We start from the raw sequence: 26,920 nt of genomic DNA on the forward strand, positions 1-26,920 counted from the left end.
GTACCACTCCTGAGCTCCACGGTGAGGTGCCCAGGCGCACGGCATCGACGAGGCGTCAGGCCGCTCCCCGGTGGTACTCCACCTCAGCGCCAGTCACGGCCCGAACCCACCATACCGGCGACCACCGGCCGTCGGTCCCGTCCACAGGTCTTTTGGACAAGTCGTTGACGCCACAGCGGCCTTCCGGGCGGACTTCCTGACCTGGTCGAACCAGGAAGGGGAAAAGGACCACTCGCCTCCCGGCCCGCCGTGCGCCGGGACCGCGATCAGCCGATCCGCGGTGCTCAGCTGACCGGTCCTGTCGTCGCGTGCGGCGCTACCGCCGGTTCGAGCAGCGACAGCGTCCGCTGCTGGGCGTCGAGGCCGACGCGGATGCCGACCGGCATCGGCAGGTTCGGGCCGGCATGCCCGAAGTCGACGTTGCCCAGGACCGGGATGTCACGGTCGCCGAGGACGTCGAGGACGATCTCGCGCAGGGACGGGGACGCGCCGGGCTCAAGTCCGATGATCTCGCGCGGAACGCCCACGACCATGCCGGAGATCCGGTCGAGGATGCCGCTGTGTCGCAGCACCTGCAGAAAGCTCCACACGTGCGCTGCCAGGCCGCCGCTCTCCTCCCAGAACAACACGGCACCGTCGAACCGTTCGAGCGGCAGCGCGAAGGGCGTCGCCTGCGCCAGCACGATGCGGTTGATCACCCCGCCGATCAACCGCCCTTCGGCGCGACCCGGACGCCAGCACTCCCAGGACGGGCTCGCCGGCAGCGCCCCGATCGCCTCGGTGCCGGTCAGCAGCCTGCGGTAGAGCTGTTCGAGTTCCGCCTGGCGCGCCGCGGGCGCGGACGGCCACTGCCCGCCGAAGCCGGGGACGGCCATGTCGGCGTGGAACCCGACCAGGCCCGTGCGCCCATGGAGCACCAGATGCAGCAGCGAGATGTCGCTGTAGCCGAGGATCGGCTTGGGGTCGGCCCTGATCGCCTCGACGTCGATCAGGTCGAGGTAGCCGAGCGCCGTCTGGCCGCCGTCACTCGCGACGATCGCGCGCACCTCGGGATCACGCAGAAGACCGTTGAGCTCTCCGGCGATCTCGGCCGGCGTGGCCGCGCTCCACCAATGGCGCCGCCCTGCTTCGAGCAGCGGAGCCCGCCGCACGCGGAAACCCATCCGCTCGAACAGCTCCACCGCCCGCTGGACATTGGGCTCGCAGGCGGCCGGCAGCGGGCCGGACAACGCGGCGATGACCACGAGGTCTCCGGACCTCAGGGCACGCGGTCGAAGCAGTCGAGGCGATGCGGAACCAGTCATGGCGTCAGTGTCGCCGGTGTCACCGGCGGGATCACGCGATTTTCGCCGGTCGTCCACCCCGGCGCAGGCCTTCCCGCTGCGGATGCGGGCGCGTTCCCGGCGCTGGGCTGCCAGGACGTCGGACGGCGAGCGTCGACGTCGCGCCGGCGCAGGTAGCGGTGCAGTTCGCGGGTCTGGACCGCGTGGTTCGGGTGGTTGGAGTTACGGAAGAAGATGCGTAACGCCACAAGCCCGCGGGAACCCGCGGTCAGACGGGTGGCCAGTTCCGCACCGCCGCGTCGGCCACCTGCTGGAGTTCGGAGCGGGTGGCGCCGCCGACCGCCTGGACGGCGATGCCGTTCGCCACGGTCATGAGGTATCGGGCGAGGAATTCCGGGTCCGCGCCGGGGGGCAGATCACCCTCGTCGACGGCTTGCCGGAACCGGTGGCGGAGGCGCGCACGGCCGTCGTCGCGCCAGGCGATCAGGGCCTCCTGGGTGACCCGCCGCCCGGAGTCCCGAACCGTCAAGGCATGCCAGGCGGAGGTGGGCAAATGCGCCAAGTCTCCGCTTCGCTCGCGGGAGTGAATCGTGAGCGGCTTTCACTCTCGAGGCCCACCGCGGCGATGGTTCGCACCTGGAACGTAGTAGACCTTGAACTGTCCGCCGGTACCGCCGACGGCGGCGTCGAGGTGCGCCACCCATGACCTTCTCGGTGGCCCGCCTCCTCAACTGCTCAAGCCACCACGACCGATACCGGAGAAGCCGTGGAGAATCCCGTTTCGGTGGGCAGAGCGCCGGGAGCGCTCCCCCTGATCGGCCACCTGCTGCCGCTGCTGCGTGACCCTCTGGGGTTCGTCTCCTCGCTGCCCGCCCATGGAGATCTCGTCCACATCCGCTTGGGCCCCATGCCGGCACTCACGGTGTGCACCCCTGAGCTGACCCGCCAAATCCTTCTCGACGACAGCACGTTCGACAAGGGCGGCCCGTTCTACGACCGACTTCGAGAAGCGGTGGGGAACGGACTGGCCAGTTGCCCCCACACGGCACACCGACGGCAGAGGCGGCTGGTTCAGCCGGCCTTCCACCGCTCCCGGCTCGCCTCCTACACCAGCGTGACGACCGCCGAGGCGGTCTCGGTCACCGGCTCCTGGCAGGACGGCCTGACCACCGACGTCTACCTCCAGATGCGCAACATCACCACGCGTAGCCTGATCCGGGCGATGTTCCGCGAGTTCTCCGAAGATCTGGACTCCGCCGCCCTGACGGAAATGGCCGACGACGTCCAGATGATCCTGGTCGGCATGTTCGCCCGCATGGTCAGGCCGCGGTTGCTCAACGCCCTTCCGACGCCTGGTGGTCGCAGGTTCCGCCAGGCACGGGGACGGCTCTACCGGACCACGGCACGCATCATCTCCAAACGCCGGTCCGGCGGCGACGGCGATGGCCACGACGACCTGCTGTCCGTGCTTCTCAACGCCGTCCCTCCCGACGGCGACCGGAGCCAGCAGCTCACCGACGCCGAGATCAACGACCAGCTCGCCATCTTCATCGTCGCCGGTATCGAGGCGACAGCGGCGACCCTGGCATGGGCGCTCCACCTGCTGGCGCTCAACCCCTCCGTCGAACAACGCCTCCACGCGGAGGTCGACCGTGTCCTGGCCGGCGCCGCCGCCACCCACGGTCACCTGTCCATGCTGCCGTACACCAGCCGTGTCATCACCGAGACCCTGCGGATGTACCCGCCCGGCTGGCTCTTCACCAGAATCGCCACCAGGGACACCCACGTCGGCGGACACCCCGTCTCCGCCGGCACAACCGTCATCTACAGCCCCTACCTGATCCACCACCAGCCCGACCAGTACGCCGAGCCCGAACGCTTCGACCCGGACCGATGGGAGGACCGCCCTCATCCGTCCCATCCGGCGTTCTTCCCGTTCGGCGGCGGCGCCCGCAAGTGCATCGGCGACCAGTTCAGCATGGCCGAAGCCGTCGTCGCGCTGGCCACGATCGCCGCGCGGTGGCGCCTGGAACCGCTTGCCGGACAGCGGGTCCGCCCCTTCGCGGCAACCGCGCTGAGACCGGCGGGACTGCACATGCGGTTCCGGGCCCGGGAACTCCCGACCGCGCCCTGAATCGGCGCGACCACCGTACGGGCACGGATCTTGCGCGCCAGCCGCGCCTGACCGTACGCGTACGACAGCGGTGGGTTCTGGCCCTCGACGTCGAACAGGTGGGCGTTGGGCATCCGTTGGGTGGCGTCGACCGTCGCGCTGCCGCGCCGGGCGAAGATCTCCTCCGCCGGGGCCCGGTCGAACGAGGCGAACGCCGATCCCGGCAGGTCGTAGCAGTTGCCCAGCACCGGGTTGGTCATCGCGGAGAGGCTGTCGCGCAGCGAGAAGTGCTCGGGGCGTTCGCTGCGCAGCGCGACCACGAGCTCGGCGTCCACCGGGCCCAGGTTCTCGATGTGGTACACCGCCCCGGACTCGACGTGGTACATCTGCCCCTCGTTCACCACGAACGAGGCCCGTTCGCCGCCGCTGCCGAGCATCGTCACCAGCACCTCGCCGCTCACCACGTAGGCGAGCTGGTTGGCGTTGACGTTCCACTGCGGCTCGCGGACCGCGCCGGGCGCGAGAACGATCCTCTTGATGGAGAGCCCTTTGAGGAGGGGCAGGTGCCGCGTGTCCACGGCCTGCACACTGCCCAGGTCGTTCTGGAAGGTCGGCTCGGTCCCGTTCAGGGAGATCCAGTAGGGCGAGGTGGCGGGCATCGGTTTCCCTTTCGTTCGGCGCGGGTGCTTTCGGTGTTCTGCGGCAGGAGTGATCGCGAGGTGTTCGAGACGCGGTGGAGGCGATCGTCATCCGCGCCCCGCGTTCGCCTCCTCCGCCCGTTGCTCCAGCGCCCACTCGATGACGAGTAGGGCCAGGAGGTCCACCGCGTTGCGGGCGAGGCGGTCGCCGATCCATGTGCGGTGGCACGCGGCCTCCGCGACGAGCGCGGGGAGGAAGCGGGCTCCGGGATCCCCGGCAGGGCCACTCCGGCTCGGGCGTGGCGCGCGGCCTCGGTGAAGTCGTACTGGCTCGACACCCGTGCCAGGCCGAGGCGCACCTGGGCCTCGGCCTGCGGCGCCATGGTGCCGGGCAGGGCCGTCCCGACGAGCGCGCGCGCCTGCGTGGCACGTCCGGACCGCCAGAGCAGCAGCATGGTCTCGGCGACGATCGTCAACCGCTCCGGCGCCCCGCCGGCGGTGAGGTCCAGCGCGCGACCGCTCAGGTCCGCCGCGGCCGACGGAGCGGTCTCCGACAGCTCGACGGCGGCGGCCCGCAGGAGCTGGACGGCGGCCTTGTCACCGGGCTCCGCGCTGTCCAGCACCAGGGAGGCCGCCTCGCTCAGCGATGCCCCGCGCGCCAGGAGGACCTCGGCCGCATGGCGCCGCAGGGCGCGTCGCACCGCATCCGGGAGGCTGGCCGACACGGCTTCGCGGATGAGGTCGTGGCGAAAGACGAGCCGCCCCTCCCGCTCGGCGAAGAGGTCGGAGTCGAGGGCCTCCCGCACCGGCGCGAGCAGCGCGCCGACGGGCCGGTCGAGGAGTTCGGCGAGCAGCTCGACGGTGACGCTGTGCCCGATGACGGAGGCCGTGCGGACGAGTTCCCCGGTGGGCGCGGAGAGGCCGTGGAGGCGCCGACGGATCGACGCCTGGAACCGGGCCTGCAGGCGGTGCCCGACCAGGCGGGCCACCCCGCCATCGACGACCACCCTGCCCTCGGCCGTCATGCCGTGCAGCAGTTCCATCAGGAGCAGGGGAACCCCCTCCGCGCGTCGCACGACGTCCAGGGTCGCGGCGTCGGGGGGAGCCCCGAGCACGTCCTGCGCGATCTCGCCGACGGCCGCGTCGGACAGCGGACCGAGCCTGATCCGCAGCGCGCCGTCCCGCTCCATCCGGTCCAGCGTGGTGAGCACCTCAGGGGCGCTGCTGCCGCCCCGGACCGCCACCAGCCACACGATGGCGTGCGCGGACAGCCGGGACGAGAGCGTGCGCAGCGCCAGGAGGGTCAGATCGTCACACCACTGCACATCGTCCAGGACCACGGCCAGCGGGCGGTCGAGAGCAGCCCGCTCCAGCCGCTCCTGAAGCTCCTGCAGCAGCCAGAAGCGCTGCTCGGGCGCGATGGCCAGGGCATGCAGCCGGCCGGCGTCGAAGAGCGGCTCCCCGTCGCTCTGCGCGCCCTCCAGCAGCGGGGTCAGCGGCGCGAACCGGCTGTCGGGATCCGCGCCGCCCCGGAACACCCGGAACGCCCTGCGCTCGGCCACCGAACAGGCCTCCGACAGGAACCGCGTCTTGCCGCTGCCCGGCGGCCCCTCCACGCAGACGACCCCACCACGGCCCGTGACCAGCGCGTCGAACCGCGCGCCGAGCACGGCCCACTCCTCCGCCCGGCCCCGCACCGGCGCGCGCCGCCCACCGCCGCCGGGAGGCGGCGGCGAAGACGGCGGATGGGTCGGTTTCACAGACGGTCCTGAACGCAGAACACCGTGCGGAGCACGACGGACGAAGCGCGGGAAGTCGCACCACCTGAGGCCAGGATGGCACACCCCGCACCACGAGAGCCCGGTGGCGGTCGGCCCCGCGGTGGTCGCAGAAGCCGATGCAGCCGACGTCCACGATGACCGCACCGCGGGTGCGGACCGGAAGCGGAGTCTCCGTACTTCTTGCCGTCGGGCTCACCCGTCGGCGAGGCGTTGGATGGTGGCGCTCAGCCAGGCTTCGAGATCAGCGGGGTCGCCGAGTTCGGAACGCAGGACCCGGCGGCGGGTCGAGACGCCGAGCACGAAGGCGTCGATCGCCGCGGCTCGGCTGCGGGCGTCCGCGTCGTCCAGGCCGCTGTCGCGCAGGTAGCGGTGCAGCGGCTCCAGTGAGTGCGTGTCGAGGAAGGCGGCCAGCGCCTCCGCCGCCTGCGGGCGTTCGCCGGAGGCGCGTTGCAGCACGAGCAGGGGATCCTCCCCGGGGGCGCCGAACCAGCGCTGGACGATGCTCGCCGCGAGGCGCGAACCCAGCGCGGAACGGTCGCCGTCGAAGGAGGTGGAGACCGGGATCTCCACCCGGGTTGCCGCCAGGAAGAGGCCGTCCTTGCCGCCGAAGTAGCGCGTGATGAGGTTGGGCGACACGCCGGCCGCGTCGGCCACGCCTTTGACCGTGATCGCCGCGTACCCGTGCTGGGCGAACTGGCGTTGCGCGTGTTCGAGGATCCGCTGCCTGGTGGCGGCAGCATTGCGCGAATTCATGTGTACGAGCATACACATCATGTGTACGCTGATACACATGAACGACGAGACGCGGGAACGACTCCGGCGAACGCGGCGTGTCACGACCCCGTGGAGTGACGACGGGACGCGCGGCATCGGCGGCACCCACCTCGACGAACTGCTCGAACGCTGGGCGAACGGGTACGACTGGGGCGTGCACGAGCGCCGCATCGGAGAGTTCCCCTGGGCGACGGTGCGGGCGGGCGACACCGAGCTGCGGGTGATCCACCAGCGGTCCGCGGATCCCGACGCCCCGGTCGTCGTGCTGCTGCACGGCTGGCCGGACTCGGTGTTGCGGTTCGAGCGCGTCCTGCCTCTGCTCGCCGACATGCACGTGGTGGTTCCCGCACTGCCGGGCTTCCCGTTCGCGACCCCGCTCACCACTGCCGGCATGTCGGTCAACCGGATCGCCGGGATCGTCGCGGACGCTCTGGGTGAACTCGGCTACTCGCGGTACACGGTGTCCGGCGGCGACGTGGGTGGCACCGTCGCGGAAATCCTCGCGGCCGAACACCCGGACCGGGTGGCTGCCCTGCACCTCACCAACATCGCCCCACAGCGTGCGCTCACGGCGGACCCGGCGAAGCTCGCGCCCGACGCGGCGGCCTACCTCCGCCGGTCGGCGCTGTGGTTCCGGACCGAGGGCGGGTACATCGCGGAGCAGTCCACGCGGCCGAACACACTCGCCGTCGCCCTCGGCGACTCACCCGCCGGCCTCGCGGCCTGGATCGTCGAGAAACTGGAGTCCTGGTCCGAGGAATCGGCCTTCACTCCGGACGAACTCCTCACCTGGGTCACCGCCTACTGGGCCACCGGCACGATCGGCACCTCGTTCACCACCTACGTCGAACCGGCCGTCCTCCCCGACCGGATCGACACGCCGACCGTGCTCTCCGTGTTCCCGCGCGACATCAAACCGGAGCCGCGCAGCTACGCCGAGGCGTTCCTGAACGTCTGCGCCTATGTGGAACACCGCGCCGGCGGCCACTTCGCAGCCTGGGAACAGCCCGAGGCCTACGCCGCCGACGTCCACCGTGCGGTCAAGCTGGGCGACTGAAACTGCAGGTCACGGGGCCGGCATGGGCAGCGACTCCGGTGCTCGTGCTGGTCGGGGCCTTGGCCGGTAGCAGGTGATCGTCCGTCCGCGTCGGACCTCGGTGTTCGTCAGCACGAGGAGGGCTGTTCATCGCCGGCCCTGCCGGCTCGGGAGCATCGTGAGGGCCCGCGAGCGCTGAGCCACCAGTTCGTCGTAGGTGCCGTCGCGCTCGGCCCACCGGTGCATCAGGACGCCGTTGACGAGGATCTCGCGCGGAGTGGGCTCGGTCCCCAGCAGGTCCATCACCTCGGTGGCAAAGTCGTCGAGCGGCAGCGCGTGCGGATTCACCTTCTCCTGTCCTGCCGTGGCGACGGCCGGGGGGACGAGCTCGACGACGTCGACGCCGGTGCCGTCGAGCTGCGCGCGCAGTGCCTCGGAGTAGGCGTGCACCGCGGCCTTCGAGGCGGCGTAGCTGGGCATGGGCGGGAACGGCAGGAAGGCGATGCCGGAGGTGACGGTGATGAAGGTGCCGGCACCCCTTTGGACCAGGTGCGGAGTGAAGGCGTCGATGACCCGGATGGTGCCGAGCAGGTTGGTGTCGATCGTCGTTGCTGCCGCCTGGAAGTGCGCCGGGTCGCGCAGGTCCTCCAGGAGCATGACCCCCGACATCGTCACCACGGTGTCCAGCTCCGGGTATCGGGCAAGCGCGGCGCCACGGAAGGCTTCGACCGAGGCGCTGTCGGTGACGTCGACGCCGAGCCTGCCGAATCCCTCCTCGGCGAGTTCCGAGAGCGCCTCCGGGCTACGGCCGCCAACGGCCACGGTGCTGCCCGCGGCAGCGAACCGCCGGGCCAACTCCCGCCCGATTCCGGATGTTCCGCCGACGATGAGAACAGTGCGGTTGGAGAGGTCCATGGGATCTTCCCTTCGGTCCGGGGCGCCGCCGGGTGTTCAGGCCGGCGGCGCGGACAGTGATGCTCTGTCTCTTTCAGAACAGTGCTGTCGCAGTCTTGACGGCATCCGACGGGTGTGGGACGGCCCCCGTCTTCCCTGGTCCTGCCAGGGCCCCCTCTGAGATCCGCGCACCGCACTACGGTGTCGGTATGAAGGACGAGGAATCCGGCAACCGGCTCGGCAGCTACCTACGTGCCCGGCGTGAGCTGGTCTCTCCGGCGCGGGCGGGACTCCCGCCCGGTGGGAACCGGCGGGTGCCGGGCCTGCGCCGCGAGGAGGTGGCCCTGCTCGCCGGCATCAGTCCCGACTACTACTTGCGCCTGGAACGGGGCCGTGACAAGAACCCCTCGCCGCAGGTCCTCGAAGCCCTCGCGCGCGTGCTGAAGCTCGACGAGGTCGAGCGGACGTATCTGCTGGGCCTCTCGTCGGCACGCCCGAGAACGCCGCGCCGTCGGCGGCCCGAGCACGTACCGGCGCGGGTACACGAGTTGCTCGGACACCTTCAGCTTCCCGCGTTCGTCGAAGGGCGAGCGTTCGACGTCCTGGCCTCCAACCCCATGGCGATCGCCCTCTCCCCCCGTCTGCGGCCCGGCGAGAACCGGCTGCGTTCCCTCCTTCTGGACCCCGAGGAACAGGCCTTCCAGCAGGACTGGGCGAGCGCCACCGCCGACTTCGTGGCCGCCCTGCGCACCACCATCGGGGACGACACCGACAATCCCCGGTTCGTCGAGCTCGTCGGCGAACTCGCCCTGTCCAGTCAGCGGTTCCGCACCCTCTGGGCTCGCCACGACGTCCGCGCTCTGGACGGAGGCACGACCGCGGTGAACCACCCCGTCGTCGGCGAACTCCGTCTCCACCGCGACAAACTCGCCATCGACGACGTCATCCTCGTCGTCTACTACCCCGACAGAGGCAGCGACAGCGACGAGAAGCTGCGCCTCCTCGCCGCACTCGCACACACCGAGCCCGCCGACACGGCGCGCGGCAGACCGGCGGACAACCGCCCGATTCCCGAGACACCCTGACGGATACCCTGACGGCCACCCACCATCCCGCGTCCAGAGCAGAACGTCCGCCTCCCTCCGCACTGGCCGCACTGGCCGTACTGGCCGTACTGGCCGCACCGGCCGCACCGGCCGCACCGGCCGCACCGGCCGCACCGCCGAACGACCCGTGACCTGCAGTCTCAAGTTGAAACGAGCTCACTGATCATTCGGAATGACTCGTCCGGGAGGACCGAGCCGACGAGCGATAGCCTCCGGGTGTCTGACCAACCAGCGCGGTGAAGGCGTCGATGAAGCTGCTGGGGTTCGACCAGCCCAATCGGATCGCCGTGTCGGTGACCGAGGCGCCGTCGCTGAGCTCGATCAGCGCCCGTTGGATGCGCAGCAGGGTGCGCCACTGGTGGAAGCTCATCGACAGCTCGCTGCCGAACAGTCGGCTCAGGGTGCGTTCGCCGGCGCCGGTGCGGCGGCCCAGCTCGGCCAGGGTCGCCGGGCTTGCCGGGTCCGCGTGAAGCAGGTCGGTGACCGCCTTGAGACGCCGGTCGCTCGGCTCCGGGAGGCGCAGCGGCTCTTGTGCGGCGCGGGCGAGCTCGGCGAGTACGACGTCGATCAGCAGCCGCGCACGGGGGCTCTCCAGCGGCTCGCCCTCGCTCATCAGCGCCAGATAGGCCTCACGCAGCAACGCGCTCGCCACGAAGACCGACGGCTCGGCCGGCAGTTGTCCGGTCAGCGTCACGGGCAGCGGCAGCACCCGGATGTCCGTCTCGCCGTACGCCTTGCTGCTGTGCACCGCGAAGGGCGGCACCCACATGATCCGACTGGCCGGCGCCACCCAGGTGCCCACCTGGGTCGCCGTGACCAGGGCCCCACGCGCGGCGTAGCGGAGCTGGCCATGGTCGTGGAAGTGCGCGGCCACGTCGGCGCCATGGGCCAGCGGCGCCGACAACGGCCCGTCGTCGGTGCAGAAGCTCGGCTCGCCGCTGGGGTCGGACACGCGATTGAGGCTACCCGACACTGGCGGGTTATCGGGAGAACCTGGCGGGATACCGGTGGTACGCCTGGCGCCGCAGACGCATCGTGGAGACATGTCACAACAGATCAAGTTCGAGGACACCGCGCCCGCGTCGTCCTCCCCCCACCGCCGAGGTCAACACCGGACTCGTGCTCACCTCGCTCACGCCCTGAGTGAAGGGTGGCAGCGATGAGCACACAGCCGACCGGCACGATCGCGGTCTTCGGCGCGACGGGGCACCAGGGCGGGGCGGTGGTCGACGCGTTGCTGGACCACAAGGCCCCGGTCCGAGGGATCCGAGAGCACTGGAGCAGGACATGAAGGCGATCACCTACACCGAGTTCGGCGGCCCGGAAGTCCTCCGCCTCGCAGAGGTCGACGAGCCGCACGCCGGACCCGGACAGGTGCGGCTGAAGGTCGTGGCGGCAGCGGTCAACCCGCTCGACTACAAGATCCGCAACGGGTGGAGGCCGCAGATCGCGCCGCCGTTCCCGGTGATCCCCGGCGTGGAGGCGGCCGGCGTCGTCGACGAGGTCGGCGAAGGCGTGACAGGTGTCGCGGTGGGTGACGAGGTCCTGGGCTGGACCGTCACCGGCGCGTACGCCGAGCACGCGCTGGCCGTCGACTTCGGCCCGAAGCCCGCGGACCTCGACTGGGACCTCGCCGCGGCACTGCCCGTCGCCGTCGAGACCTCGGTCCGCGTGCTCGACGCCCTCGGCGTCGGGGAAGACGACACGCTCCTGCTGCACGGAGCCGCGGGTGTGGCCGGCGCCGTCGGTGTTCAGCTCGCGGTCGCCCGCGGCGCCACGGTCATCGGCACCGCCTCCCCCGGCAACCACGACTACCTGCGCTCGCTGGGCGCGATCCCGGTCGCCTACGGCACCGGCCTCGCCGACCGGGTCCGCGAGGCCGCACCGCAGGGCATCGACGCCGTGTACGACGCCGCGGGGGCGGGCGACCTGGAGGTGTTGATCGACCTGCTCAGCGGCACCGACCGGATCATCACCATCGCCGATCCGAAGGCCGCCGAGCTGGGTGTCACCTTCTCCGGCTACGCGCCGTTCGGTTCCCGCCTCGGCGAGTACGCCCGCCTCGCAGCCGAGGGCAAGCTCACGGTGCGCATCGCGCAGAGCCTTCCGCTGGAGGACGCCGCGAAGGCACAGGAGCTGAGCGCGGGCGGTCACGCCGCCGGGAAGCTCGTCCTGCGGCCGTAACGGCGGTGAACAAGACCGCGGCACTTCACCATCACGCGGCCTGCTCGTCCGCGGTGCTGCCGGGTGCCGCCAGCCACGGCATCCGGTGGACGAGGCTGTCGCGCAGCTCGGTGAGGATCGCGATTCGCTCCTCCAGTTGGGCCACCCGCTGTGCGCCGACGCCGTAGCCGTCGGCGCACAGCGGTGAGTAGGAGAACACCTCGGGCAGATCGGCGTCGAGGTAGGCCAGGAGGGACTTCACATCCTCCACGGTGAACCCGCAGGACAGCAGCTCACGGATGTTGCGGACCCGGCGTACCGCGCCGGGCTCATACAGGCGATAGCCCGCCGTCGTGCGGTCGGACTCCAGCAGGCCCTGCTCCTCGTAGTAACGCAGGGCACGGGTCGTGGTCCCGGCCTCCGCGGCCAGTTCACCGATCAGCATTGCAGCCACCTCCGAGTCCGACCATAGAGCTTCACCCGTACGTCAAGGTCAACTACCGAGCCGGACCACCGTCTTCCCGGTGTACGCGCCGTTCACGAGATCGAGAAGAGCCTGTGGTGCGTTGGCCAGCCCATCGATCACCGTCTCGTCGTAGACGATCGCACCCTCGCGCAGCCACGTACGAAACTGCGCGCCGAACTCGGGAGCACGCTCAAGATGATCGCCCATGGTGAAGCCGCGGATGGTGAGCCGCTTACCGAGGACACTGAGCAGGTCGCCGGGACCGCCGTCGGGACCGGCTTTGCTCTGCCGGTTGAGGGCTCCGCACACGGCGATGCGGCCATGCGGGTTCATGACCTCGATCGCGGCACGCAACTGTTCGCCGCCCACGTTGTCGAAGTAGACGTCGATGCCTTCGGGTGCGGCCTCGCGCAGCCGGTCGACGATCGGTCCGTCGTGGTAGTCGAAGGCCGCGTCGAACCCGAGTCTCCCGGTCAGATAGGCGGCCTTGTCCCGTGATCCGGCACTGCCGATCACCCGGGCGGCTCCCTTGAGCCGGGCGATCTGGCCGGCCATGCCCCCGGTCGCCCCCGCCGCACTGGAGACGAAGACGGTATCGCCGGGCCGTAGCTCCGCCGCGTCCATGAGCCCGACGTAGGCGACCAGCCCGAAGCCCAGGTAGGTGGACGGCGTCGGGTAGGCGTCCCGGTCGACGCGGCGGAACAGCCCGGCCTGCGCCACGGCATACTCGCGCCAGCCAAGCCGGTGCATCACCAGGTCGCCCTCGACAAGCGACGGATCCCCGGAGGCGACCACTTCACCGATGGCATCGCCGTACATCACCTCGCCGAGCTCATAGCGGGGCATCGGCAGGCCGGACTCGCCCGCGATCAGCATGAGCATGCCGGGATCGAGCGACATGAACAGATTGCGGACCAGCGCCTGCCCCGCTGCGGGATGGGGAACAGCGACCTCGGTGATCTCGAAGTCCCCGGGAGCGGGCAGGCCCTCAGGCCGTGCGAGCAGCCGGGCCTCCAGCCCGGTACGGGAGATGCCGGAGCGCCCGGAGAACGTTGTGCTCTTCAAGGATGTGTCCATGCCGACGACGCTAAGGATTGACCCATGCGTAAAGGTCAAGCCGTCCGGCCGGTCGCGGCCTCGAAACGTACCTGGAGGCCGAACGGGGTGTTGGCCCATCCGCGCGACCTCTAAGTCTCGCCTGCACACGAATGGGCGTTAACCCGGACAGCCTCTTCCGCTGCTTGATGCCTCCATGGTGAAGGAATGCATGCCGTCGCGCACCGTCCCCGGTGCCCTTCGACAAACCCCTTGGGAAGAGAGCGCACGTGCCTTCGTTCCTCCACGGTCCCCGCACGGTCTCACTGGCCACCGCGACGGTCCTCGCCGGCGGCCTGGTCACCACCCTCGCCCCCGCCGCCCACGCCGCGGACGCCCTGCCGCCCGGCTGCGTCAAACTCGATGTCGTGCTCGACCCCCTCTTCCCGGACACCTACCGGTGCAGACAGGGGCTGACCCAGAACTGGACCCTGGACGGCGGCAACACCCGGGTCTACATCACCAACAGCACCCCCGGCGCCCCTGCCATCGGCCAGGGCGTCACCCTCGCCTACAACGGCACCGGCAACATCACCATCACCGCCACCGGCGCTGACGGCAGCGCAGCCTCCGCCCCTGGTAGCGATGGCAACGCCGGAACCATCACCATCGCCGACACCGCGAAGACGGCGCGCATCACCGTCAACGGCGGCGACGGGGCGCCCGGCGCCGACGGCACACCAGGCGCCGACGCTGGTCGAACCGGCAACGGTGGCGACGGCGGCGACGGCGGCTTCGCCGGCTTCGGCGGCACCGGCAACTCCGGCACCATCACCGTGGACAGCACCGCCAGTGACTCCAAGGTCACTGTCAACGGCGGCAGCGGCGGCAGGGGCGGCGCCGGCGGCAGCGGCGGTGCTGGCGGCTTCGGCCGCGCCAGCGCCGGCAACGGTGGCAACGGCGGCATCGGCGGCGGAGGGGGTGTCGGGGGCATCGGCAACGGCGGATCCATCACGGCGGAGAAGGCCACCGTGGAAGCCGTGGCCGGCGCGGGCGGCGTCGGCGGCGACGGCGGCCACGCCGGCCTCCGGGGCAACGGTGCCGGGAGCTTCAACGGCTTGCCCGCTCAAGGCGGCGACGGCGGCAAGGGTCTCAGTGGCAACATCGCCAGTGGGAGCATCACCGCGAGCTCGGTCACCGTCGCCGGTGGCAGGGGCGGCACCGGCGGCAGAGGCGGCGACGGCAACACCGCCAGGTCGGACGGCCAAAGTGGCAGAGGCGGCAAGGGCGGCAACGGCGGGGTCGGCAACCAGCAGTTCGGCACCATCAACGCTGCCAACGGCACAGTGAAGGCGACCGGCGGCGACGGCGGCACAGGTGGCAAAGGCGGCACAGGCCGCTCACGCCCAGGGGACAACGACGTCGTCGGCAGCGTCGGCGGAGTTGGCGGCAACGGCGGCAACGGCAGCGCGGGCACCATCAATGCCACCAACAACACCAACACGGGCGGCAACGGCGGGACTGGCGGCACCGGGGGCACCATGAACAGCCTGGTCACCGGTACCGCCGCCGGCAGGGGCGGCGACGGCGGCAACGGCGGCAACGGCGCTGTGTGCGGCAACACCCAACCAGCCGGCGCCATCAACGTTGGCGGCCGGGGCGGCCGGGGAGGCCAGCCCGGCGCGGGAGGCAGCGTGGGCACCGGCCTTACCGGTAACCCGGGCCAGGCAGGCGTCGAAGTCTTCTGCCAGTAGCCGCCCTGAGCTCCCACGCGTGATGTGACCGCGCGTCCGATCGGCTACGCGGGTGCCGCCCCGAGCAACACCGGGCCGGCACCCCACCGCCCGCGCACGCTCAAGGAGGCGCCCGCGCCGAGCAGTTGCCGGCAGATTTGCCCGGCCAACGTCGGGATCTGCCGCTCACGCTCCGCATCTGGCCCCACACATGAGCTGGGACTCGGCGTATCCGGCGAAGGGTCGCCGCTCAGCCGGTTCGAATGGCGCGACCTCAACGGTGAGGTCGCGTCAGACGTCGCCGAACTCGTCGGCCTGGACGGCGGCGAGAAAGGCACGCCAGGCGGGGGCGGGGAAGACGAGGACGGGCCCGGAGGGGTCCTTGGAATCGCGGACGGGGACGACACCGGGAAGGTCGGGCGTGATCTCGACGCACTGGCCGCCGTTGTTGGCCCTGTTCTCGGAGCAGCTTGGTGGTGGGCAGCAGCGGTGTGCGGCTGTGCGCGTCCAGCCTGGACCGGGTCAGGCCGGGTCGCGGGCTCCGATACGGCGCCGGCTGCGGCGGGGTCCTCGTGGTGTCATCCGATGTCACAAGGACGCGAGGTAGGCGGCTCGCTGAGCGAGTTCGGAGGCGCCGGGGATTCCGCGCCTGCTGTAGACGGCCATGGCCGAGCGCACCGTCTTCAACTCCTTCTTGTTGCGGTCGGACGCCACGCCGTCCATGAGGTCCAGGCACTGGTTCCACAGGATCACGGCCTCCTCATGGCGGTGCTGGGCGGCCACGGACTTGGCGAGGTTCGCGATGGTCAGGCCTCGAACCCGCTGGTACGTCCCCGGCACGCGGCCCTCCAGTGCCGCACGGTAGTGCCGTTCGGCGGCCCGGTGGTCGTTCATCTCGGTCAGGGTCTTGCCGGTGTGCGATGCCACGGTGGCCGCGACCGGGCCGGAGGCGGCGGCGTAGGAGGGCACGCCGTCGTCGCCGGTGAGCATGGCGTCCTCGGCAGCCAGGAGCGCTCCGGCGGCGTCCTTCGTCTGGCCTCTCGCCCCATACGCCCGGGCCGCGGTCACCAGCAGCAGTGCCTCCGTCTTGCGATCGACCTTCCCCCGGGCCCGTGACAGCCCGGCCTCTGCCAGTTCGACGCAGTGCGTGGTCTGGTTCAGGTCGAGGGACTGGTGGGTGAGGGCCCGCATCATCCAGGCCCCGTGGCCTGCGGGGTCGCACTCGCAGGCGAGCTGGTAGGCGAGGAGGTAGAACCTCTGGGCGGCGCCCTCGCGGCCGAGGTCGTGGCACTTCCATCCGACCAGGGTCGCCAGCTCGGCCGCCGCCCCGTACGCGCTTCGCCGGACCTCGTCGGACGGGAACATGGCCTGGAGCATCGGCACGACGGCATCCGCCAGGTAGGACGACACGGTGGACAGCCCGTGGCCGCCGCCCAGCCTCTCGTCGGCGGTCCTGAACATTTCGGTGAGCTGCCGGACGGTGGACACCTCTTGGGCTCCCGCCCTACGGCCGCCCGTCGCGGTCCGCAGGGCGGCGGTGACGGCCTGGTGGTCGTAGGTGAGCGGGAGCCCGACGGTCGCGGTGGCGAAGGCGAGGGCGAGGAAGTCGCGACGGTGGAACATGACAAGTCTCCCGAGGTCGGCAGCGGTTGCCAGAGGGTCAGGGGTCATGGCCTCTCCGATGGCCGGGAAGCCTAGACCGATCTCGGTGGTCGTCACCTTCCGCTTCACCACTCTGGTCAGGGCCTCGGCGAGGTAGGTCGCGGTTCTGCCGGAAGGGGTGCCGCCCCTGACCCAGGAGAGCACGGCCGACCGCGAGGTGTGCAGGGTCTCGCCGGCCTCCGCCGCGACGCCGCGGACCGCCTTGGCCAGGGCTTCGTACGTACACCCGGCTTCCTCGATGACGGCCGCCAGTTGCCAGTTCGGTTCCTTATGCCCAGTCAACTCACACCCCCAGAGCCGATCTTGAACAGATTGAACGGGATGAGCGGGCCATCACCGTACCGCCTGAGCGTGGCCGACTGTTCACTGAGTGCACAAACCCGTACTTCAGAGGAGGTCGATGCCTCATGGCCGACGTGTACCGCGACCCGCGCCTTCATCAGCTGACCGGAGCCTGCGTGCTGGTCACCGGAGGCGGCGGCCTGGTCGGCAGCCGCATCGTCGCCCAGCTCGCCGCCTGCGGCGCCACACCGATCGTGTTGGACCGGTTCGACGCCTACCCGCGCCCGGTGCGGGACCTGTTCCGGGTGGACCGGAACGGCGCCCGGGTCGTCCTCGGCGACGTTCGCGAGCGGGCCACCGTGAAGTGGCTAACCGGCCGCGCGGACTACGTGATCCACGCCGCCGCGTACGCCGATGTCGCCGCCTGTACCCGCCGGCCTGACATCGCGTTCGCCGCCAACGTCCACGGCACCCAGACCGTCCTGGACGCGGTGGCAACCTCGCCGGTGAAGCGGCTGGTGTTCGTCTCCTCCGCCTCCGTCTACGGCGACGGCGCCCCCACCCAGGCCGATGCGGCGCGGTTCGCTGAGGACCAGCCGCTGACCCCGATCTCGGTGTACGCCAACACGAAGCTCTGGGGTGAGCACCAGGTACGCCTGATGCTCGGCGGCGGCACCGAGTACTCGATCGTCCGGTACTTCTCCGTCTACGGCGAGCCGCAGATCCCCAAGCCCGGCTCGCACTCCTGGATGGTGCCGTGGCTCGCCCTGTCCGCCCACACCGGTCGGCCGATGCGACTCAACGGCGGCGGCCACCAAGTCCGCGACATGGTCCACGTCGAGGACGTCGCGCACGCCACCATCCTCGCCCTCGTCACCGACCAGGCCGCCGGCCAGACCATCAACATCGGCACAGGCATCCCCACCTCGGTGCGGCGGATCGCCGAGCTGATCGCCGCCCACTACCCTGGCGCCGCGTTCGTCGAGACGCCGATGCCCGAGGGCGACCCGCGCGGAGGTTGTGCCGACACCCGCCGGGCCACCGACCTGCTCGGCTGGCGTCCAGCCATCACCCTCACCGAAGGCATCGACCGCTACGTGCACTGGCTCAGCACCACGCCGGACGCCGTCCCGGACTGGTTCACCACCCCAACCACCACCGCCGCCTCGGCGGCCTGAACGAAGGGATCGGCACCAGCGGGCACCAGATCGCCGCCCAGCAGCGCCGGGCCAGCTGTCAGATCACCGGCGGACGGCCCAGCCGCGTCATCCGCCACACCGTGCTCCACCGCATCGGCCGCCGCGGCGGGCACGGCACCCGAACACCCTCGAAGAACCCGGACCACCACGCCTTGAGCCCGGACACCGGCGGTCGGCGGACCAGCGTGTACAGCGCCCAGGAGGTGAGGTAGACCGGCACCAGAGGGGCGGGCAGGTGGCGCTTGGCCAGCCACACCCGGTTCCGGGCCGTCATCCGGTAGTAGGTGGCGTGACGGGCCGGGTCGGTGCGGGGGTGCTGCAGTACCAAGTCGGCGCGGTAGTCGATCCGCCAGCCCGCGTCCAGTGCGCGCCAGGCGAAGTCGGTCTCCTCGTGCGCGTAGAAGAACTCGGCGGGGAACAGGCCGACCTGGTCGATCACGCTCAGCCGGATCGCGTGCCCGCCACCCAGGAACGTCGTGACCGGACCGGACTGCATCGGATCGCTCGCGCCGAAGCGGGGCACGTGGCGGCGCTGGGTGAACCCGGTCTCATCCGCGATCCGGAAACCGACAATGCCCAGCTCCGAGTCCCGCTCGAAGGCATCCCGGATCAGCCGGAACGTGTCGGTGCGGGGCAGCAGCCCGTCGTCATCCAGGACGACCAGCACCTCCGTGCCACCCAGCTCGCGCAGCCGCTCGACGCCGGCGTTGCGGCCCCCGGGGATGCCGAGGTTCTCCGGCAACTCCACCGCGTCCACCCACTCCGGCAACTCGGGCAGCTTCACGCCCTGCCCGAGCACAACGGTCCGAACGCCACTGTCGCCTCCGTCCTGGGCCCGTACCGACTCCAACAGCGCCGTCAGCTCCGCAGGCCGGTTTCCCATCGTCAGCACCACCACGCCCAGTGTGACGCCCATCGCACCCGACCCTTCGAGGAACCTTCATGAGCTCGCAGACACCCCGGCCCGGCGGCGAACCGTCGCTGCACGAGCTGGCCGACACCGGCCGACTGCCGGACCACCAGGTCATGGACCGGCCGACGCTGGACTGGATCGCCCACCACCGGCCCACCGGCCCCGGTGTCCGGGCCAGACTGCCACAAAGGCCGGTCCTGCTGGTACCGAACGGCCTCTGGTTCACCCGCACGCAAACGGCCACCTCGATCCACGGCGTACGCCACGGTGCCCGGGTCGCCGTGCTCGTGCAGCTGCTCGCCGCCATCCACGGCCTCGCGCCGGGCCGGGGGCTGGCGCTCGCGGCTGCGGCGGCCTGCCACGACTGCCGGCGGCGATGCGACCGCGATGATCCCGGCCACGGCCGCCGCGCCGCCGACTGGCTGACCGAGCGCACCGCGAGCCTTGAGGCGACGTTCAGGACGGCGGCCACGACTGAGGCGATCACCGCTGTCGCCCTCCACGACGTGCCGCACAACACCTTCGCCCACGACCAGGAACGCGCCTACCGGCAGCACCAGGTGGCAGTGGACCTCCTCAAGGCAGCTGACGCGCTCGACCGCTACCGGCTGCCACTGGCCCGCTGGTGGCCCGACCTCAACCGCCTGCGCCTGCAGCTGCCCGCCTGGGCCCCGGTGCTCGCCCACGACCTGGTGGTGGGCAGCGAGCGTGCCCACCTCGACGGCGCGACCGACACCCAGGCCCTGGAGCACGCGCTCCAGGCCGTGATGCCCGAGTAGGAGAAGCCCCCGTGCACACCGAGTGGGACCTCGCGCACACCGACTACAGCGCACCTCTCGACCGACCACTGCCGGCCGGGCTCACCGACTCCGAGGCAGACTGGCACCAGCGCCTGGCCCAGGCCCCCAACGGGCACCTGCTGCGCGAGGACGCCAACGCCATGCTTGCCTCGCTGACCGCCGGCGGCCCGGTCTACCTGCTGCACCTGACCCGTTCCCTGGACGAGATCCGCTCCAGCGGCCATCTGCTCGCGTCCACCGGCTGCCTGATCGGGGCCGTCTACGGCTCGCCCCTCACCCCGCTGCCCGGCGGCGCGCTTCGGCCCCACAACCTCGGCTCCTACCTGCTGGACGCCCGCCACGGGCCGGCCAGTCGCCGCGACAGCACACCCCTGGTCATCCAAGTCACCCCCGCTCGCCCGGCACCGGTCAAGGGCCTGGACTACCTGCGACTCGGCGGCATCCACCTGCGGACCTACCAGGCGTGCCGGCATGTCCTCACCGCAGCCGAGGACGACCAGGTGCTGCGGTCCGTCGTGGACCGGGTGTGCGTCGCAGCCCCGTTCCTCGACAAGCTCCTGCACAACGCCAGTGGTGGCACGACGCCGGAAGAGTCGTTCATCGACGCCCTCGCCGCCGCGGAACCCGTCTTCCCCTATCTCGGGTACCTCTACTTCGAGACCGTCGCCGAGTACCTGATGCTCCACTCCACCAGTCGGGCCACCCGGGAGTACGCGGACCGTGGGGAGATGAACAACCGGCTCTACAAGGAACTCGCCTTCTCCGCCGTGGACAGCATGGGCATTCTCTTCGACCTCGGGCGGTTCTACCCGGACCACGCCCGGCTCCTCGATCTCGTCGGACGCATCGAGCCCGGCCTGGCGGCGTCGGCCGCCGACTACGTCGGCCGGCGCATGTCCCATCTCTTCGCCGCCACGTCCCTGACCCCCCGCCAGGACATCCGGGATTTCACGTTCCACGAGGTGGACCTGGGCGCGATGGCCGAGACGGCACCACACCTCCTCGGCCAGCTGATCTTCCGGGAGATCCGACTCCTCGACCGCTACCCGCAGCTCTACCACTGCTTCGAGCAGGCCAAGGCCCTGCAGGCATGGGCCTACTGGAACAGGGAGGGCATCCCGACGCCGTTCAACGGCGTCATCCCCAAGGGAGAGATCGGCATCAACCCGGCCTACCCCGACGCCCAATTCACGGTGTGGACGGCAGAGTCCTGCGGGCGAGGGCTTCTCCATCCGGTCGAAGAGGTCACCGCCGTGCCGACGCCCCGGCTCACGCCCTGGCTGGTCGCTCCCCTGCGGGACAGAACCGAGGAGGAGCGGTGGATCAACCGGCCCCCGGCTCCCATGCGGCGCCCCATCAGAGTGCCTGGGCGAACGCGGTGATCCGGTCGGCGTAGGGCGCGGTACGCCCTGCACCGCAGGGCCGGGCCGGGCCGGCAACCTGCCCACCATCACCCGAACACATCGAAACGGCCCGTCGGATGAACCGGCGGGCCGTCATGAAATATCGAGGTTGAGTCGTATGACTCAGGTCGCGCGCCCTTGTTATCGGTCAACCTCATGCGCGCTGAGCCGTCATTTGACGGATGCCTCTCTTGTCGATCCAGATCAAGATATGGGCATCGGGCAACCGGTGACAGCAAGTCACCACTACGGACGGCTTGGGCGGTCTGAGCCGGGTTCCCTCGGATCACCACATGTTTCTTTCACAGGAACCTAGTGAGGACATGCGCATGTATTCCCGACTGAAGCGAGCAACCTCGGCCGTCGCGGTGACGCTGGCGGCCTCTGCCGCAGCCCTCACCGTGGGCGCCAGCACCGCAACGGCGGCTCCGAGCGCCGCAGCCACCACGATCAACGAGCTGTATCGCCAATATACCGAGGCAAGGATTGCCTGGAATCAATGCCAGCTCGGAATCGTCCACTACAACAATGTTTACTACGGCGACCCCAACGGCGGGAACGACGAGTACTTCTACTGCTCGCCCGGCGCCAACGGTACCTGGAATCTGTGGTGGCGGCACAACGTGTGAGCCAGATGGCACACCCATTCTGAGCAACCGACGCTTCATGTGAAATCAACGGAAAGCGAGGAACCGCATCATGTTCTTGAGGATGAAGCGAGCGTCAGCCGTTGTCGCGCTGACCATCGCGGCGTCTGCCGCAGCGCTCGCCGGGGGCGCCGGCGCAGCCACCGCAGCCCCCACGGCCACGACGGCCGCAGCGGCACCCGCTGCCACTTACGTCAACGAACTGTGGATCCAGTACAAAAATGGCGGCAGCTCGTACAACGACTGCCAGGTCGGCCGCGCGTACTGGAACAACATCGCCTACGGCAACCTCACTGGCTTGGCCGACGAGTACTTCTACTGCTCGTCCGGCGCCAACGGCAGCTGGAACCTCTGGTGGAGGCGCCCCGGTTAGCCTCGGGCTTTCATGAGCGGCCCGTCCGACAGGTGATCAGATAAGCGGAAAGTGCCTCTGACCAGCGAGAACAAGGATTGTCCAGGCCCTTGTTCCCACGCCGTCGGAGGCATTTCCCAGGTGAGTAAGCACAGAAGACCTTCGGGCGCCACCCGCGGACGTTGGCGTTGCGCCGGCGCGGGCAGCGGTGCAGTTCGCGGGCCTGGACCGTGTGGTTCGGACGGTACGAGTCGGCGAGCGTGAACTGCCCCAGCGGCCTGAAGTGCGCCTCGATCGGATTTTGGAATCACGGACAGGGACGAGGCCGGGGAATTGGGCGCGATCTCCACACAGGGCTTCGGCGTTGTCGAGTGATGTCCGGTTCGTGAATACGTGAGCCCGAGGAGCTGAAGGGGACGGCCGAGGCCGGCAACGAACTCGCTTCAGACAGCGCCGAACTCGTCTGTCTGGACAGCGGTGACGAAGGCGCGCCAGGCGGAGGTGGGGAAGGTGAGGACGGGCCCGGAGGGGTCCTTGGAGTCGCGGACGGGGACGATGCCGGGGAGGTCGGGCGCGATCTCGACGCAGTTCCCGCCGTTGTTGCTGTAGGAGCTCTTGCGCCAGTGCACAGGGGTGGAGGCGTTCAGCTTCATACCAACCACGGTAGCGCGCCACCCCAAAGCAGCGTGCCCCGACCGGGAAATCCGGTCGGGGCACGCAGTGAGCTCGCGTCAGACGGCGCCGAACTCGCCCGCCTGCACGCCGGCGACGAACGCGTGCCAGGCGTCGGCCGGGAAGACGAGGACGGGCCCGGAGGGGTCCTTGGAGTCACGGACGGGGACGACACCGGGGAAGTCGGGCGCGATCTCGACGCACTCGCCGCCGTTGTTGCTGTGGGAGCTCTTGCGCCAGTGCACGGAGGTAGAGGCGTTCAGCTTCATACCAACCACGGTAGCGCGACGCCTCAAACAGCATGCCCCGACCGGGAAATCCGGTCGGGGCACCCAGTGAGTTCGCGTCAGACGGAGCCGAACTCGTCCGCCTGAAGGCCGGCGACGAAGGAGTCCCAGGCATCGACGGAGAAGGTGAGGACCGGGCCGTCGGGGTCCTTGGAGTCACGGACGGGAATGGCGGTGGCCGAGGGGTCTGTGGCGACCTCGACGCACTCACCGCCGTTGTTGCTGTAGGAGCTCTTGCGCCAGTGCACGGGGGTGGAGGCGTTCAGCTTCATACCAACCACGGTAGCGCGGCGGACCCAAGCAACGTGCCCCGACCGGGAAATCCGGTCGGGGCCCACGGTGAACTCCCGTCAGACGGAGCCGAACTCGCCCGCCTGCACGCCCGCGACAAACGCGCGCCAGGCGTCGGCCGGGAAGACAAGGGCCGGGCCGTCGGGGTCCTTGGAATCACGGACAGGGACGACGTTGGGGAAGTCGGGCGCGATCTCGACGCACTGGCCGCCGTTGTTGCTGTAGGAGCTCTTGCGCCAGTGAACAGGGGTGGAGGCGTTCAGCTTCATACCAACCACGGTAGCGCGCCACCCCAAAGCAGCGTGCCCCGACCGGGAAATCCGGTCGGGGCACGCAGAGTGCTCGCGTCAGACGGCGCCGAACTCGTCTGCCTGGACGGCGGTGAGGAAGGCGCGCCAGGCGGGGGTGGGGAAGACAAGGGCCGGGCCCTCGGGGTCCTTGGAATCACGGACGGGGACGAGACCGGGGAAGTCCGGCGCGATCTCGACGCAGTTGCCGCCGTTGCCGCTGTAGGAGCTCTTGCGCCAGTGCACGGGGGTGGAGGCGTTCAGCTTCATACCAACCACGGTAGCGCGGCGGACCCAAGCAACGTGCCCCGACCGGGAGATCCGGTCGGGGCACGCAGTGAGCTCCGTGTCAGACAGCGCCGAACTCGTCTGCCTGGACAGCGGTGACGAAGGCGCGCCAGGCGGAGGTGGGGAAGGTGAGGACGGGCCCGGAGGGGTCCTTGGAGTCGCGGACGGGGACGATACCGGGGAGGTCGGGCGCGATCTCGACACAGCTCCCGCCGTTGTTGCTGTAGGAGCTCTTGCGCCAGTGCACAGGGGTGGAGGCGTTCAGCTTCATACCAACCACGGTAGCGCGGCACCTCAAACAGCGTGCCCCGACCGGGAAATCCGGTCGGGGCACGCAGTGAGCTCGCGTCAGACGGCGCCGAACTCGCCCGCCTGCACGCCGGCGACGAACGCGTGCCAGGCGTCGGCCGGGAAGACGAGGGCGGGGCCGGCGGGGTCCTTGGAGTCACGGACGGGGACGACACCGGGGAAGTCGGGGGCTACCTCGACGCAGGTTCCCCCGTTGTTGCTGTGAGAGGACTTGAACCACGCGGCATTGGACAGGTCTACAGGGCCGTTCATGACGTTCCTTTCACGCCTGACGGATCATCTCCAGAGAGGCGGCTTTCGGCAGCGCTTCCACTGTGAGCTGATGGTAGTCCCTTTCCAGCGATCGGGCCGTTTCGCTCTGCCGAACGAGGAAGCCGCGCATCTGGCACTCCGAGTAGGAGAGCACCGAACGGTCCGCCATGGTCAGCAGCGTGACCACCATCGTGAACGGCAGCTCCTCGGCGAGGCTGTAGGGCGCGATCTGGATGGTGATGTTGGGCCTGGACGCCAGCTCCGCCAAGTGTCGGAGCTGGCGCCTCATCACCTCGGGCCCGCCAACGGGACGGTGGAGGCAGCCCTCGTCGAGGACGAAGTGGAGCCAGGGCGCCGGCTTGCGGTCCAGCAACTTCTGCCGGGTCAGCAGGAAGTTGATCCGGTCGTCCGCCTGCTCCTGCGTGATCTTTCCCCGTCGCACAGCGGCGGACGCGAACGCCGCCGCGTACTCCCGGGTCTGCAGGAGCCCAGGGACGACGCCGAGCTCGAAATGCCGAATCTCGACGGCCTTGGCCTCCTGAGCTGCGTATTCGGAGAATCCTTCGAGGAGTGAGGTGTTGCTGATGTTCCAGAACATCAGCTCCAGGGTGCCACCGGTATCAAGCGCATGATCGGACTGGGTCGCGAAGGGCAGAGTGGGATTGCGTGTCCCTCTTTCGATGGAAGACACGAGGGTGTCGCTGTAGCCGATGAGCTTGCCCAGCTGCACCTGGGTGAGCCTCTTCGCCTCGCGTGATCTGCGGAGTTGGACTCCGAAGGCTGCTGCCGGGGATGACGTGGGGTCAAGTTCTGTTCGCCGCATGTTCGATCGCCTCCCGCGGATGAATCCCACATGGCTGAAGTGTCCAGTGCGAGCCCTTCCGAGCGTAGCCCAATCCGCTCCACCATGGATACGGGTCGTAGCGATCCAAATGCGCACCGCAACCAAGGAGCCCCCATGCCCTCCCGCCCCCGCACGCCCGCGTACACCCCCTCCGTCGGCGAGATCGTCCGTGACCTCGGGCACCGGGACACGTCCGGCCAGCCGGTCGAGGCCGTCTACATGGACACCCTCGGCGGGCTCGTCTACCTCCGCCACGAAACCGGCGGCTGCGAGTGGACCACCAAGCCCCAGCACGTCCAGCGCCTCGACGAGCCCCGCCACATCACCGTCCAGACCCCCAGCCGCCCCCGCTCCGCCGGCGCGGCGTGAACCGTTCCCTCAAACTCGTCGCCGCCGCCCTCGGCGTCCCCACCTTCAGCGCCCTCGCCGCCGCGCTCGTCTGCTGGCCGATCCACGACGGGCCGCTCGCGCCCCAACTCCTCATCTTCGGGCTGATCCTCGCCACCGGCATCTCCGCCGGACTGCCCGCCTGCCTCCGCTGGCTCTCCCCCGACGACCCGGACGAGAACTGACCCACCAAGGAGCCCCGCCTTGCTGCACCAACTCCCCTCCCTCATCACCACCCCGCCCCGCCGGCGCCACGGCCACCAGGCCCTCGTCCTCAACCGTGACGGCGCGATCCTCCTCATCGGTCGCGCCTACGAGTCCGGCCTCACCCTCCCCGGCGGCCCCGCCGAGGCCAACGAACTCCCCCACCACGCCGCCCGTCGGCACACCGAGATCGAGACCGGCCTCGTCCTCCCGCTCCGCAGAATCCTCGCCGCCGACCACATCGACGCCCAGCTCCTCCCCGAGGACCTCACCCTCATCCACTGGGGCGGCCGCCTCACCTGCGCCCAGGAGAGCACCGTCGCCCGCCACCGACCGCCGCACACCGTCACCGCCGTCCACTGGCTCCACCGCGCCCAGCTCCCCGACGCCATGGCCCCCGACCAGTACCGCCGCACCACGCACGCCCTCGACGCCCTCGCCCGTGGCGCGCACCTCCCCCTCCTCCTGCGCGGCACCCCCGCCGAATAGACGCGGCGCGACGACGTCCGTACCGAGGGTGAGGGCTGTGGTGGGGGCCACCCGCGCGGGGGTCGTTTCGTCACGGGTGGGATGGGGCGCGGTCACGGGGTGTCGACCTGTGCGCGGGCTCACAGGCCCCCGCATGTGGCCCGGGCCACCATCAGGCCCTGTTCGATCTTGAAAATCGGGGCATTTGCCTTCAAATCGGCCCATTTCGGTGATCGTTACGGCCGGTAACCCCCCGCTGACCTCGCTAAACCTGCGAATCCTTGAAACCCACCTGGGCCGCCCGTAACTTCGAATGCGTCGCACCGAGCAACCACCGGGCCCAGCCCCCAC

Annotated in this window: 30 protein-coding genes, 5 pseudogenes and 1 riboswitch; of the genes and pseudogenes, 14 read left to right on the forward strand and 21 right to left on the reverse strand. The window is 70.2% G+C overall.

Annotation, left to right across the window (positions count from 1 at the left end):
- Positions 1 to 21: 21 nt before the first annotated feature.
- Positions 22 to 107, reverse strand: a riboswitch (ZMP/ZTP riboswitch).
- 177 nt (positions 108 to 284) lie between these two features.
- From ACFP3U_RS27000 to ACFP3U_RS27010, 3 genes and pseudogenes are all read right to left on the reverse strand, one after another.
- A complete protein-coding gene (locus ACFP3U_RS27000) occupies positions 285 to 1,304 on the reverse strand; it encodes a S66 peptidase family protein (RefSeq protein ID WP_380228296.1) in 1,020 nt (339 codons plus the stop codon).
- Positions 1,305 to 1,335: 31 nt separating this feature from the next.
- A pseudogene (locus tag ACFP3U_RS27005) lies at positions 1,336 to 1,507 on the reverse strand (IS630 family transposase); the annotation flags it as partial.
- A gap of 44 nt (positions 1,508 to 1,551) precedes the next feature.
- Positions 1,552 to 1,788 (reverse strand): annotated as a pseudogene (locus ACFP3U_RS27010) (TetR family transcriptional regulator C-terminal domain-containing protein); the annotation flags it as partial.
- Positions 1,789 to 2,049: 261 nt separating this feature from the next.
- On the opposite strand from ACFP3U_RS27010, the gene ACFP3U_RS27015 reads away from it, so the two are divergent.
- The gene (locus ACFP3U_RS27015; protein ID WP_380228297.1) at positions 2,050 to 3,417 is read left to right on the forward strand and encodes a cytochrome P450; all 1,368 of its coding nucleotides are present in this window, start codon (positions 2,050 to 2,052) and stop codon (positions 3,415 to 3,417) included.
- Positions 3,418 to 3,689: 272 nt separating this feature from the next.
- Here the strand turns inward: ACFP3U_RS27015 and ACFP3U_RS27020 are convergent.
- The 3 genes and pseudogenes from ACFP3U_RS27020 to ACFP3U_RS27030 form a co-directional block, all read right to left on the reverse strand.
- Positions 3,690 to 4,055 (reverse strand): annotated as a pseudogene (locus ACFP3U_RS27020) (cupin domain-containing protein); the annotation flags it as partial.
- Positions 4,022 to 5,959, reverse strand: a complete 1,938-nt coding sequence (locus ACFP3U_RS27025) for an ATP-binding protein (protein WP_380228299.1) — start codon at positions 5,957 to 5,959, stop codon at positions 4,022 to 4,024. The gene ACFP3U_RS27025 and the pseudogene ACFP3U_RS27020, both read right to left, overlap by 34 nt.
- Before the next feature lie 48 nt (positions 5,960 to 6,007).
- The gene (locus tag ACFP3U_RS27030; RefSeq protein ID WP_380228300.1) at positions 6,008 to 6,568 is read right to left on the reverse strand and encodes a TetR/AcrR family transcriptional regulator; all 561 of its coding nucleotides are present in this window, start codon (positions 6,566 to 6,568) and stop codon (positions 6,008 to 6,010) included.
- A 37-nt stretch (positions 6,569 to 6,605) separates the two neighbouring features.
- On the opposite strand from ACFP3U_RS27030, the gene ACFP3U_RS27035 reads away from it, so the two are divergent.
- The gene (locus ACFP3U_RS27035) at positions 6,606 to 7,646 is read left to right on the forward strand and encodes an epoxide hydrolase family protein (protein ID WP_380228301.1); all 1,041 of its coding nucleotides are present in this window, start codon (positions 6,606 to 6,608) and stop codon (positions 7,644 to 7,646) included.
- Positions 7,647 to 7,772: 126 nt separating this feature from the next.
- Here the strand turns inward: ACFP3U_RS27035 and ACFP3U_RS27040 are convergent, their stop codons facing one another.
- Positions 7,773 to 8,540, reverse strand: coding sequence for an SDR family oxidoreductase (locus ACFP3U_RS27040; RefSeq protein ID WP_380228303.1), 768 nt, complete (start codon positions 8,538 to 8,540; stop codon positions 7,773 to 7,775).
- Between the two features lie 188 nt (positions 8,541 to 8,728).
- On the opposite strand from ACFP3U_RS27040, the gene ACFP3U_RS27045 reads away from it, so the two are divergent.
- Entirely contained in the window at positions 8,729 to 9,604 is an 876-nt protein-coding gene (locus tag ACFP3U_RS27045; RefSeq protein WP_380228304.1) for a helix-turn-helix transcriptional regulator, read from the forward strand.
- Positions 9,605 to 9,788: 184 nt separating this feature from the next.
- On the opposite strand, the gene ACFP3U_RS27050 is transcribed toward ACFP3U_RS27045, so the two are convergent.
- Positions 9,789 to 10,577 carry an AraC family transcriptional regulator gene (locus ACFP3U_RS27050; RefSeq protein WP_380228306.1) on the reverse strand — a complete coding sequence of 263 codons (789 nt, stop codon included), beginning with the start codon at positions 10,575 to 10,577 and terminating at the stop codon, positions 9,789 to 9,791.
- A 207-nt stretch (positions 10,578 to 10,784) separates the two neighbouring features.
- Between ACFP3U_RS27050 and ACFP3U_RS27055 the strand changes: the two are divergent.
- Both ACFP3U_RS27055 and ACFP3U_RS27060 read left to right on the forward strand, forming a co-directional pair.
- A pseudogene (locus ACFP3U_RS27055) lies at positions 10,785 to 10,892 on the forward strand (NmrA family NAD(P)-binding protein); the annotation flags it as partial.
- A gap of 20 nt (positions 10,893 to 10,912) precedes the next feature.
- Complete coding sequence (locus tag ACFP3U_RS27060; protein ID WP_380228307.1) at positions 10,913 to 11,809, forward strand: NADP-dependent oxidoreductase; 897 nt, start codon at positions 10,913 to 10,915, stop codon at positions 11,807 to 11,809.
- A 31-nt stretch (positions 11,810 to 11,840) separates the two neighbouring features.
- On the opposite strand, the gene ACFP3U_RS27065 is transcribed toward ACFP3U_RS27060, so the two are convergent.
- Complete coding sequence (locus ACFP3U_RS27065; protein ID WP_380228308.1) at positions 11,841 to 12,233, reverse strand: MerR family transcriptional regulator; 393 nt, start codon at positions 12,231 to 12,233, stop codon at positions 11,841 to 11,843.
- A 48-nt stretch (positions 12,234 to 12,281) separates the two neighbouring features.
- Positions 12,282 to 13,331, reverse strand: a complete 1,050-nt coding sequence (locus ACFP3U_RS27070) for an NADP-dependent oxidoreductase (RefSeq protein ID WP_380228309.1) — start codon at positions 13,329 to 13,331, stop codon at positions 12,282 to 12,284.
- A gap of 386 nt (positions 13,332 to 13,717) precedes the next feature.
- On the opposite strand from ACFP3U_RS27070, the gene ACFP3U_RS27075 reads away from it, so the two are divergent.
- A complete protein-coding gene (locus tag ACFP3U_RS27075) occupies positions 13,718 to 15,043 on the forward strand; it encodes a hypothetical protein (RefSeq protein ID WP_380228310.1) in 1,326 nt (441 codons plus the stop codon).
- Positions 15,044 to 15,313: 270 nt separating this feature from the next.
- Here the strand turns inward: ACFP3U_RS27075 and ACFP3U_RS27080 are convergent.
- Positions 15,314 to 15,463, reverse strand: a pseudogene (locus ACFP3U_RS27080) (DUF397 domain-containing protein); the annotation flags it as partial.
- Between the two features lie 147 nt (positions 15,464 to 15,610).
- A complete protein-coding gene (locus ACFP3U_RS27085) occupies positions 15,611 to 16,966 on the reverse strand; it encodes a tetratricopeptide repeat protein (protein ID WP_380228311.1) in 1,356 nt (451 codons plus the stop codon).
- Positions 16,967 to 17,091: 125 nt separating this feature from the next.
- Here ACFP3U_RS27085 and ACFP3U_RS27090 point away from each other — a divergent pair, with 125 nt between their 5' ends.
- A complete protein-coding gene (locus ACFP3U_RS27090) occupies positions 17,092 to 18,144 on the forward strand; it encodes an NAD-dependent epimerase/dehydratase family protein (RefSeq protein WP_380228312.1) in 1,053 nt (350 codons plus the stop codon).
- A gap of 58 nt (positions 18,145 to 18,202) precedes the next feature.
- On the opposite strand, the gene ACFP3U_RS27095 is transcribed toward ACFP3U_RS27090, so the two are convergent.
- On the reverse strand, positions 18,203 to 19,081 hold the full coding sequence (locus ACFP3U_RS27095; RefSeq protein WP_380228313.1) for a glycosyltransferase family 2 protein: 879 nt from the start codon (positions 19,079 to 19,081) through the stop codon (positions 18,203 to 18,205).
- Positions 19,082 to 19,107: 26 nt separating this feature from the next.
- Between ACFP3U_RS27095 and ACFP3U_RS27100 the strand changes: the two genes are divergently transcribed.
- The 4 genes from ACFP3U_RS27100 (at position 19,108) to ACFP3U_RS27115 (ending at position 22,301) form a co-directional block, all read left to right on the forward strand.
- The gene (locus tag ACFP3U_RS27100) at positions 19,108 to 19,857 is read left to right on the forward strand and encodes a hypothetical protein (RefSeq protein ID WP_380228314.1); all 750 of its coding nucleotides are present in this window, start codon (positions 19,108 to 19,110) and stop codon (positions 19,855 to 19,857) included.
- 11 nt (positions 19,858 to 19,868) lie between these two features.
- Positions 19,869 to 21,260, forward strand: a complete 1,392-nt coding sequence (locus ACFP3U_RS27105; RefSeq protein ID WP_380228315.1) for a hypothetical protein — start codon at positions 19,869 to 19,871, stop codon at positions 21,258 to 21,260.
- A 350-nt stretch (positions 21,261 to 21,610) separates the two neighbouring features.
- A complete protein-coding gene (locus ACFP3U_RS27110; protein ID WP_380228316.1) occupies positions 21,611 to 21,910 on the forward strand; it encodes a hypothetical protein in 300 nt (99 codons plus the stop codon).
- A 70-nt stretch (positions 21,911 to 21,980) separates the two neighbouring features.
- Positions 21,981 to 22,301, forward strand: coding sequence for a hypothetical protein (locus ACFP3U_RS27115; RefSeq protein WP_380228317.1), 321 nt, complete (start codon positions 21,981 to 21,983; stop codon positions 22,299 to 22,301).
- Between the two features lie 422 nt (positions 22,302 to 22,723).
- On the opposite strand, the gene ACFP3U_RS27120 is transcribed toward ACFP3U_RS27115, so the two are convergent.
- From ACFP3U_RS27120 to ACFP3U_RS27155, 8 genes are all read right to left on the reverse strand, one after another.
- The gene (locus ACFP3U_RS27120) at positions 22,724 to 22,933 is read right to left on the reverse strand and encodes a DUF397 domain-containing protein (protein ID WP_380228318.1); all 210 of its coding nucleotides are present in this window, start codon (positions 22,931 to 22,933) and stop codon (positions 22,724 to 22,726) included.
- Positions 22,934 to 23,011: 78 nt separating this feature from the next.
- Positions 23,012 to 23,221 (reverse strand): DUF397 domain-containing protein, encoded by a 210-nt coding sequence (locus ACFP3U_RS27125; RefSeq protein WP_380228319.1) that lies wholly within the window; start codon positions 23,219 to 23,221, stop codon positions 23,012 to 23,014.
- Positions 23,222 to 23,298: 77 nt separating this feature from the next.
- Positions 23,299 to 23,511 (reverse strand): DUF397 domain-containing protein, encoded by a 213-nt coding sequence (locus tag ACFP3U_RS27130; protein WP_380228320.1) that lies wholly within the window; start codon positions 23,509 to 23,511, stop codon positions 23,299 to 23,301.
- A gap of 78 nt (positions 23,512 to 23,589) precedes the next feature.
- Positions 23,590 to 23,799, reverse strand: coding sequence for a DUF397 domain-containing protein (locus tag ACFP3U_RS27135; RefSeq protein WP_380228321.1), 210 nt, complete (start codon positions 23,797 to 23,799; stop codon positions 23,590 to 23,592).
- Positions 23,800 to 23,877: 78 nt separating this feature from the next.
- Positions 23,878 to 24,087, reverse strand: coding sequence for a DUF397 domain-containing protein (locus ACFP3U_RS27140; RefSeq protein ID WP_380228322.1), 210 nt, complete (start codon positions 24,085 to 24,087; stop codon positions 23,878 to 23,880).
- Between the two features lie 79 nt (positions 24,088 to 24,166).
- The gene (locus ACFP3U_RS27145; protein WP_380228323.1) at positions 24,167 to 24,376 is read right to left on the reverse strand and encodes a DUF397 domain-containing protein; all 210 of its coding nucleotides are present in this window, start codon (positions 24,374 to 24,376) and stop codon (positions 24,167 to 24,169) included.
- 77 nt (positions 24,377 to 24,453) lie between these two features.
- Complete coding sequence (locus ACFP3U_RS27150; protein WP_380228324.1) at positions 24,454 to 24,666, reverse strand: DUF397 domain-containing protein; 213 nt, start codon at positions 24,664 to 24,666, stop codon at positions 24,454 to 24,456.
- Between the two features lie 10 nt (positions 24,667 to 24,676).
- Positions 24,677 to 25,489: a helix-turn-helix domain-containing protein gene (locus tag ACFP3U_RS27155; RefSeq protein WP_380228325.1), complete on the reverse strand. Its 813-nt coding sequence runs from the start codon at positions 25,487 to 25,489 to the stop codon at positions 24,677 to 24,679.
- Between the two features lie 135 nt (positions 25,490 to 25,624).
- Between ACFP3U_RS27155 and ACFP3U_RS27160 the strand changes: the two genes are divergently transcribed.
- From ACFP3U_RS27160 to ACFP3U_RS27170, 3 genes are read left to right on the forward strand one after another with little or no spacing between them, the layout of a single operon-like run.
- A complete protein-coding gene (locus ACFP3U_RS27160; RefSeq protein ID WP_380228326.1) occupies positions 25,625 to 25,879 on the forward strand; it encodes a hypothetical protein in 255 nt (84 codons plus the stop codon).
- Complete coding sequence (locus ACFP3U_RS27165; RefSeq protein WP_380228327.1) at positions 25,876 to 26,082, forward strand: hypothetical protein; 207 nt, start codon at positions 25,876 to 25,878, stop codon at positions 26,080 to 26,082. The genes ACFP3U_RS27160 and ACFP3U_RS27165 overlap by 4 nt, the downstream gene beginning before the upstream one ends.
- A 19-nt stretch (positions 26,083 to 26,101) precedes the next feature.
- Positions 26,102 to 26,590 (forward strand): NUDIX domain-containing protein, encoded by a 489-nt coding sequence (locus ACFP3U_RS27170; protein ID WP_380228328.1) that lies wholly within the window; start codon positions 26,102 to 26,104, stop codon positions 26,588 to 26,590.
- The last annotated feature ends 330 nt before the right edge of the window (positions 26,591 to 26,920 follow it).

The sequence above is a fragment of the Kitasatospora misakiensis genome (assembly GCF_042656005.1).
GTDB classification, from domain to species: domain Bacteria; phylum Actinomycetota; class Actinomycetes; order Streptomycetales; family Streptomycetaceae; genus Kitasatospora; species Kitasatospora misakiensis.